The organism is Polynucleobacter sp. MG-27-Goln-C1 (assembly GCF_018881905.1).
Lineage (GTDB): Bacteria > Pseudomonadota > Gammaproteobacteria > Burkholderiales > Burkholderiaceae > Polynucleobacter.
Genome location: NZ_JACVPM010000008.1, coordinates 1 through 7,662 on the forward strand (window position 1 = coordinate 1; position 7,662 = coordinate 7,662).

Genomic DNA, 7,662 nt, shown 5'->3' on the forward strand with positions numbered 1-7,662 from the left:
GACTCATAGCAGACTATGGCAAAGCAATCCTTCCATCAACGAAATTGAAGTCTTATTGACTCGGTACTTTATCTGTTTGCCAACTATAGCCACGCGCCTTCATGCAGGCTGAATAAAGCTCCTGATTTGTTTGAACTCCAGAGTAGCCGTTATACCCACCCCATCCAGGACCCCAACCGTTGCGCTAGCCTTAACCGCCTTGACTGTATCCATAGGGTTGTTCACTCAGGATAGATGCACACGATGTGAGCTTACTGCCTCTCTAACAAAGTCGCTAAGAGCCTTGTCTTGATTTGAGTCGATAGCACCCAAGAATGCTTTGCGCATTCTAGGATCCCAAAACTTCTGTATGTGATTAGCAACACCTTCCTGTGCCTCTTTCTTATCTGGCATAGACTCAAAGAATGTACCAATTTGATTTGCCATCTTAATTAGGTTCTGAACATCCATCTTTATTCCCTACTTGTATTCTTTTGTAATTCGCTCAGGATGCGCATAGGCCACGTAGCTATGTTCACGCATATATCCAACCAAGGTGACGCCAGAGTCTTTAGCCAATCTTGCAGCAAGGCTAGTGGGCGCAGAGATGGCAGCAATAAGCCCAATATCCATGCTGGCACATTTTTGAACCATCTCGTAACTTGCCCTACTTGTTATCAAGACAACCCCTTTCGAGAAATCAACCCCCCGATACGAGAGATTGCCAATTAATTTATCCAAGGCATTGTGGCGACCTACATCTTCACGCACACAAATAATGTCTCCTTCAAGACCCATCCAAGCGGCAGCATGGGTAGCTCCACAACTTTGATGCATAGGCTGCAAATCTTGCATCTTTTGCATACCATTTGCGAGCAGAAGCTCCGAGATATGATTTCTGTGAATTACGGGCTCATGGTGGCGTACCGCTTGTTCGATAGTTTCCACTCCACATAAGCCGCAACCCGTTTTACCAGCAAGGTTCCGCCTCCTATTCTTCAAATCCATAAAACGCTTTGAAGAAATTTCTACCTTAACAACCACACCATCTGCCTGGTGGAATACTTCACAGTCATACATTTCATCAACGCTTTTGACAATGCCCTCTGTTAACGAAAAGCCCAATGCAAAATCTTTTAGATCGGCTGGTGAAGCCAACATGACCGCATGAGAAATACCGTTGTACTCGATAGCAACCGGCGTTTCTACAGCCACCAAATCTTGTGAGGTACTGTGAGTAAAGTTTTTCCAGCGATCTACCTTGAGCTTCTCAAGAACAGTGGATGCAACATCTATTTCTGCTGTATTCATCTTCTCAGACCTCAAGAATGAATGGGTGCTTGTGCAGCATGCAATAGCGCTTGCTGAAGCTCATCAAATTGCTTGAACTCTCTTTGCCATTCAGAAGGCTGGGTAACAGGCATTACCTGCACTGCCGTCACCTTATATTCTGGGCAATTAGTTGCCCAATCTGAGTTATCAGTCGTAATTACGTTTGCCCCCGACTCTGGAAAGTGGAAAGTTGTATAAACAACCCCTGGCTGAACATTCTCGGTGATCGTTGCGCGCAATACTGTTTGACCCGCTCTCGACTCAATACCAACCCAATCATTCTCTTTAATATTGCGCTCTTCCGCATCATGAGGATGAATCTCCAGCCGATCTTCACTATAGAACTGATTATTTTCAGTTCTACGGGTTTGTGCACCAACATTGTATTGGGAAAGAATGCGGCCAGTAGTCAGTATCAATGGGAACTTGCGTGTCACCTTCTCATCGGTTGCAACATATTGTGTAATGATGAATCTACCCTTACCGCGGACAAACTCATCAATGTGCATTGTTGGAGTGCCTTCTGGTGACTCTGCATTGCATGGCCATTGAATACTCTCCAACTCATCTAACCTCGGATAACTCACGCCATGAAAGGTTGGCGTCAATTTGGCAATTTCATCCATGATCTCAGATGGGTGGCTATAGTTCATCGGATAGCCCAAAGCATTAGATAGGGCTTGTGTTGTTTCCCAATCAGATTTTCCTGCTTGTGCGGGCATCACCTTGCGAACACGAGAAATACGGCGCTCTGCATTCGTGAACGTACCATCTTTTTCTAAGAATGAAGATCCTGGCAAAAATACATGAGCGTATTTCGCTGTTTCATTTAGAAATAAGTCCTGCACAACAATACATTCCATGGACTCCAGTGCGGATACAACATGCTGTGTGTTAGGGTCGGATTGAATAATATCCTCTCCAACACAATAGAGACCCTTAAAAGTGCCGTCCAAAGCAGCTTCAAACATATTCGGAATACGCAAACCTGGCTCCGGGTCAAGCTTTACCCCCCAAGCATCCTCAAAAAGCATTCGTGTAGTTGCATCTGATACATGACGATAACCAGGCAACTCGTGTGGGAATGAACCCATATCGCATGAACCCTGTACATTGTTCTGACCGCGCAATGGGTTAATGCCGACACCCTCGCGCCCCACATTGCCCGTGACCATCGCCAAGTTTGCAATCCCCATCACTGTTGTAGACCCTTGAGCATGCTCAGTTACGCCCAGGCCATAGTAAATGGCGCCATTATTTGCTTTGGCATACAAGCGAGCAGCGCCACGCATTATTTCTGCAGGTACACCAGTAATTTCAGCCATTGCTTCAGGAGAGTTCTCCTGTCTAGATACAAACTCTTTCCACTCAGCATAAGACTTTAGATCACAACGCTCAGTAATATATTTCTCCTTGAGCAAGCCCTCAGTAACGATAACGTGAGCTAAAGCAGAGACCACAGCCACATTGGTGCCAGGCTTTAACTTGAGATGGTATTCAGCTTTGATATGCGGTGATTTCACCATTTCGGTAGTACGCGGATCAATCACAATTAGCTTAGCGCCCTGACGCAAGCGGCGTTTCATTTGTGATGCAAAGACAGGATGCCCTGTTGCAGGATTGGCTCCCATCACAATAATGACGTCTGACTTCATGACTGAATCAAAGGTCTGCGTACCGGCTGATTCACCAATTGTCTGCTTAAGGCCATAACCCGTTGGAGAATGGCACACTCGGGCACAAGTATCAGTATTGTTATTTCCAAAAGCTGCACGGATTAGTTTCTGAACTAAATAAACTTCTTCATTTGTGCATCGCGAAGAAGTAATACCGCCCACCGAATCCTTTCCATACACCCCCTGAATGCGGCGAAACTCTTTGGCAGCATAAGTGAGAGCCTCTTCCCAACTGACCTCTTTCCAAGGGTCTGTGATCTTTGCTCGAATCATGGGTTTATTCATACGATCTTTGTGGGTTGCGTATCCCCATGCAAAGCGTCCTTTAACGCATGAATGTCCATGATTAGCGCCACCATTTTTATTAGGCACCATGCGAACAACCTCGCTGCCTTTCATTTCGGCATTAAATGAGCAACCTACTCCACAATAAGCACAAGTAGTTGTAACACTGTGCTCAGCCTGACCTAATGCAATGACCGACTTTTCGGTTAACGTCGCAGTTGGACAGGCTTGAACGCAAGAGCCACAAGAGACGCACTCAGAATCCATAAACGCTTCATTTTGACCAGGCGAAACCCTAGAATCAAAACCACGACCACTAATAGTTAACGCAAATGTACCCTGGGTCTCCTCACAAGCACGAACACAGCGGTTGCAAACAATGCACTTTGATGCATCATAAGTAAAGTAGGGATTGGATTCGTCTTTCTTGAGATCTAAATGGTTTTTCCCTTCGTAGCCATAACGCACCTCACGGAGCCCAACTACCCCTGCCATATCTTGCAATTCACAATTTCCATTGGTCGGGCAAGTCAAACAATCTAATGGATGATCGGAAATATAGAGCTCCATCACCCCCTTACGCAGTGAGGCCAACTTGGGTGATTGTGTTTTCACCTTCATGCCATTTTCAGCAGGCGTCGTACACGAGGCAGGAAACCCTCTGCGACCCTCAATCTCGACAACACAAAGTCGACATGAGCCAAAACTTTCTAAGCTATCAGTGGCACATAGCTTGGGGACATTAATGCCAGATTCAACTGACGCGCGCATGACAGATGTTCCCTTGGGAACTGTGACGTTAATGCCATCAATCTCTAGGGTAATTAGCTCAGAAGATTCACTCTTTGGGGTACCAAAGTCAATACCATTAAGCTGATTCATATTTTTCTCCGCGCTTCTCAGATGTTTTGTTATTTGAATTTGACTTGAAATCACTCGGATAATGATTGAGGGCTGATAGCACTGGGTATGGCGTCATACCACCCATTGCGCAAAGTGATCCATTGAGCATCGTGTCGCATAAGTCACGCAATAGCACCTCTTGTAACTCAGGCTCATCACCCGCCTTCATACGATCGACTACTTCCACCCCTCGGGTTGAGCCTATTCGACATGGAGTGCATTTGCCGCAGGACTCAATTGCACAGAACTCCATTGCATAGCGAGCCATCTTTGACATGTCTACGGTCTCATCAAAAGCGACCACACCACCATGACCAAGCACTGCCCCAATAGCGGCAAATGCTTCGTAGTCCATAGGCGTATCCCACTGCGCTTCGGGTAAGTAGGCTCCCAACGGACCGCCAACCTGCACAGCCTTCATTGTTTTGCCTGTTGCAGTGCCCCCGCCAAAATTAAATAAAAGCTCGCGCAAACTTAAACCAAATGCTTTTTCTACTAGGCCACCGTATTTAAGATTTCCTGCCAACTGGAAAGGTAGCGTTCCGCGAGATCTACCGCTGCCATAGTTTTTATAGAAGTTTGATCCTTGAGCCAAAATCGTTGGAACTGCGGCAAATGAAAGAACGTTGTTTATTACAGTAGGCTTTCCAAATAGACCCTCTAAAGCAGGAAGTGGCGGTTTTGCACGAACGATGCCACGCCTGCCCTCAAGGCTCTCTAGTAGCGCCGTCTCTTCCCCGCAGACATAACTACCTGCAGCCATGCGTACCTCAAGATCAAATTCTTTTCCTGACCCTTGAATATCTACCCCGAGATAATTGGCTTGTTTTGCAGATGCGATCGCCTCTTGCAAAACGTAAAAGGCCTCCGGGTATTCAGAGCGCACATAAATAAATCCTTTGCTTGCCCCAACAGCGATACCAGCTATTAACATTCCCTCAATCAATAAATGTGGATCACCCTCCATAATCATGCGATCGGCAAATGTCCCCGAATCACCTTCGTCTGCATTACAAACAATATATTTTTGATCCGATACAGCGCCTAAAACGGTCTTCCATTTAATCCCTGTTGGAAAGGCTGCTCCGCCTCGACCACGCAAACCTGAATCATTTACCTCTTGCACAACTGACTCTTGAGTCATCTGAAGTGCGCGCGCCACACCTTCATAACCCATGTGTTTTTTATAGTCAGAAACTGAAATAGGATCTGTAATTCCACAACGTGCAAATGTTAGCCTTTCTTGATTCTTTAAATAAGGTATCTCCTCTACAAGACCAATAAGTTTCTTATGCTGACCACCATTCAGAAAATTGGCATCGAATAATGAAACGACATCACCCATGGAAACTTCCGAATATCCGATCCGGCCATCTGGAGTCTCAATCTCAACTAAGGGCTCCATCCACAATAATCCCCTAGACCCATTGCGAATAAGTTGAACCTCGATACCCCTACGAATTCCCTCGGCAACAATTGCTTTAGCTACGCTATCAGCGCCAACAGCGAGTGCTGCCGAATCTCTTGGGACATAAACTTTGGTGCTCATTGAATTTCTCCCAAACATGCGGCAAGTAAAGCGTCTATTTTTTGTGACGTCATTTTGGCGTGTAGTTGTTCGTTAATCATGATCGCCGGAGACTGAGCACATAAACCTAAGCAATAGACAGGCTCAAGCGTGACCGAGCCACATGCATTGGTCTGATGCATTTTGCAATCAAGTCTTTCTTCAATGTGCTCTACAAGGCCAACAGCTCCCATTGCCTGACAGGATTCAGCCATGCATACTTGAATAACGTTTTTACCTGGAGCCTTATCTCTAAAGTGGTGATAGTAGGAAATTACGCCATGAACTTCGGCCCTAGATAAATTGAGCTCACCGGCAATAATGGTCACCGTTTCTGGTGGAACGTAGCCATATTTTTCTTGTATTGCATGAAGTATTGGCAGGAGCGCCCCCTGCATCTGCTTCAACGAAGATGCAATCTGATAGGCCCCCTCTTGGTGACCCGCAGAATTAATTGAAATATTCTTAGTCATATCCACTCTTTATATGTTATTAATAGCATATATAATTGCTATAAATTTGTTTTAAGTGATACTAATACTGATTCAATAGATATTTCAATAAGATATAAATTACATATATGTTCAAGTTTGCAATTCGCCCTGAATGGGTTATTTCTTCAAAAAGCGGGGGGGCGCTTTCACTTCCTGCGGTCATTGGCCTACTGACCGAAATTGATCATTCCGGCAACCTGGTTGCTGCCTGCAAAAGCCAAAACCTATCCTATAGGCACGGCTGGGGAATACTAAGAAAATTTGAGGAAGAATTCGGTATCACCCTTCTGATTACCTCCCGCAGACTCGGAACAAAGTTGACGCCCTTTGCTCAAAAACTCATTTGGGCGAATAAACGCATAGAGGCGCGCCTGGCACCAACACTCGAAAGTCTTGCCTCGGAGCTAGAGCGTGAAATTGACTTCTCGCTTTCACAACACCAAACCCCATTTCGGATTCATGCTAGCCATGGATTTGCAGTAGCCGCTCTTATCAAAAGACTTCAAACGATGGCAGATCCTATCGAATATAAGTACGAAGGAAGTGTGGAGGCATTGATTTCACTAGGGAAAGGCAGTTGCGATGTGGCAGGTTTTCATATTCCTATAGGCCCTCTACGCGATATAGTAATCAAACAATATGCAAAATATCTAAAACCTAAAGAGCAGCGAATTATCCATCTAGCAATCAGAACGCAAGGCATTATTACCGCTCAAGGAAACCCAAAGAATATTCACGCAATCAAAGACTTTGCAAGAGAAGATGTCTCTATCGTGAATCGCCAACCTTTTTCGGGCACAAGAACACTGCTCGACCTACTCATTCAAAATGAAAACATTGATTCCTCAAAAATCAAAGGTTATGAAACTGGTGAATTTACCCATGCGGCTGTAGCTGCATATATCGCCAGCGGAATGGCTGACGCGGGATTTGGAATCGAAACGGGTGCTCGAAACTTTGGGCTGGATTTTCAACCCATGGCAACTGAAAACTACTATATGATTTTTGATGCGAAGTCTGAGAAACAGCCGGCGATACAGGAAATGCTATCCATCATGCAAAGCAAATCTTTTGCAGACGAAGTAAATCAGATCGCTGGCTATCAGTGTGTACATAAATCTGAAATCTTAAGAGCCAACGAGGAGCTAGGACTAAAGTAATTGCCATAAAGCAAGCTACGGGAGCATTGATGACAAGTTTATGTGCCGCCACAAAACCATGCATAAAATATTGGCCTAGGCAATACCACCTCCGCCAATGGATAAGGCGGCACTAACCGCAGCAGCAACTATCACCACTTTTATTGTGACTAAACGGGGATACGCCACCTAGGTCAATAACTGCAGGGTATCCAGCCGAAGCAAGGGCTTCTATCAGATCTTGGAATTTATTTATTGACCTAGTGATATAAATTTGACCGATATTG

The 7,662-nt window shown here is 45.2% G+C and carries 6 protein-coding genes; 1 reads left to right on the forward strand and 5 read right to left on the reverse strand.

Annotation, left to right across the window (positions count from 1 at the left end):
• Nucleotides 1-225: 225 nt before the first annotated feature.
• Genes ICN14_RS10290 through ICN14_RS10310 form a run of 5 tightly spaced genes read right to left on the reverse strand, consistent with a single transcriptional unit; the run spans nucleotide 226 to nucleotide 6,215 of the window.
• The gene (locus tag ICN14_RS10290) at nucleotides 226-450 is read right to left on the reverse strand and encodes a formate dehydrogenase subunit delta (RefSeq protein WP_216226388.1); all 225 of its coding nucleotides are present in this window, start codon (nucleotides 448-450) and stop codon (nucleotides 226-228) included.
• 9 nt (nucleotides 451-459) lie between these two features.
• The gene (gene fdhD / locus ICN14_RS10295) at nucleotides 460-1,290 is read right to left on the reverse strand and encodes a formate dehydrogenase accessory sulfurtransferase FdhD (RefSeq protein ID WP_216226389.1); all 831 of its coding nucleotides are present in this window, start codon (nucleotides 1,288-1,290) and stop codon (nucleotides 460-462) included.
• An 11-nt stretch (nucleotides 1,291-1,301) separates the two neighbouring features.
• Nucleotides 1,302-4,154 carry a formate dehydrogenase subunit alpha gene (gene fdhF / locus ICN14_RS10300; protein WP_216226390.1) on the reverse strand — a complete coding sequence of 951 codons (2,853 nt, stop codon included), beginning with the start codon at nucleotides 4,152-4,154 and terminating at the stop codon, nucleotides 1,302-1,304.
• Nucleotides 4,141-5,724: an NADH-quinone oxidoreductase subunit NuoF gene (locus ICN14_RS10305; protein ID WP_216226391.1), complete on the reverse strand. Its 1,584-nt coding sequence runs from the start codon at nucleotides 5,722-5,724 to the stop codon at nucleotides 4,141-4,143. Before ICN14_RS10305 ends, fdhF begins: the two co-directional genes overlap by 14 nt.
• Complete coding sequence (locus ICN14_RS10310) at nucleotides 5,721-6,215, reverse strand: formate dehydrogenase subunit gamma (protein WP_216226392.1); 495 nt, start codon at nucleotides 6,213-6,215, stop codon at nucleotides 5,721-5,723. Before ICN14_RS10310 ends, ICN14_RS10305 begins: the two co-directional genes overlap by 4 nt.
• A 107-nt stretch (nucleotides 6,216-6,322) precedes the next feature.
• On the opposite strand from ICN14_RS10310, the gene ICN14_RS10315 reads away from it, so the two are divergent.
• Nucleotides 6,323-7,396, forward strand: coding sequence for a substrate-binding domain-containing protein (locus ICN14_RS10315; protein ID WP_216226393.1), 1,074 nt, complete (start codon nucleotides 6,323-6,325; stop codon nucleotides 7,394-7,396).
• The last annotated feature ends 266 nt before the right edge of the window (nucleotides 7,397-7,662 follow it).

Bases quoted from the DNA above. Each gene is read 5' to 3' on its own strand.
- ICN14_RS10290 (WP_216226388.1), bottom strand. From the start codon at position 450: ATGGATGTTCAGAACCTAATTAAGATGGCAAATCAAATTGGTACATTC.
- fdhD (WP_216226389.1), bottom strand. From the start codon at position 1,290: ATGAATACAGCAGAAATAGATGTTGCATCCACTGTTCTTGAGAAGCTC.
- fdhF (WP_216226390.1), bottom strand. From the start codon at position 4,154: ATGAATCAGCTTAATGGTATTGACTTTGGTACCCCAAAGAGTGAATCT.
- ICN14_RS10305 (WP_216226391.1), bottom strand. From the start codon at position 5,724: ATGAGCACCAAAGTTTATGTCCCAAGAGATTCGGCAGCACTCGCTGTT.
- ICN14_RS10310 (WP_216226392.1), bottom strand. From the start codon at position 6,215: ATGACTAAGAATATTTCAATTAATTCTGCGGGTCACCAAGAGGGGGCC.
- ICN14_RS10315 (WP_216226393.1), top strand. From the start codon at position 6,323: ATGTTCAAGTTTGCAATTCGCCCTGAATGGGTTATTTCTTCAAAAAGC.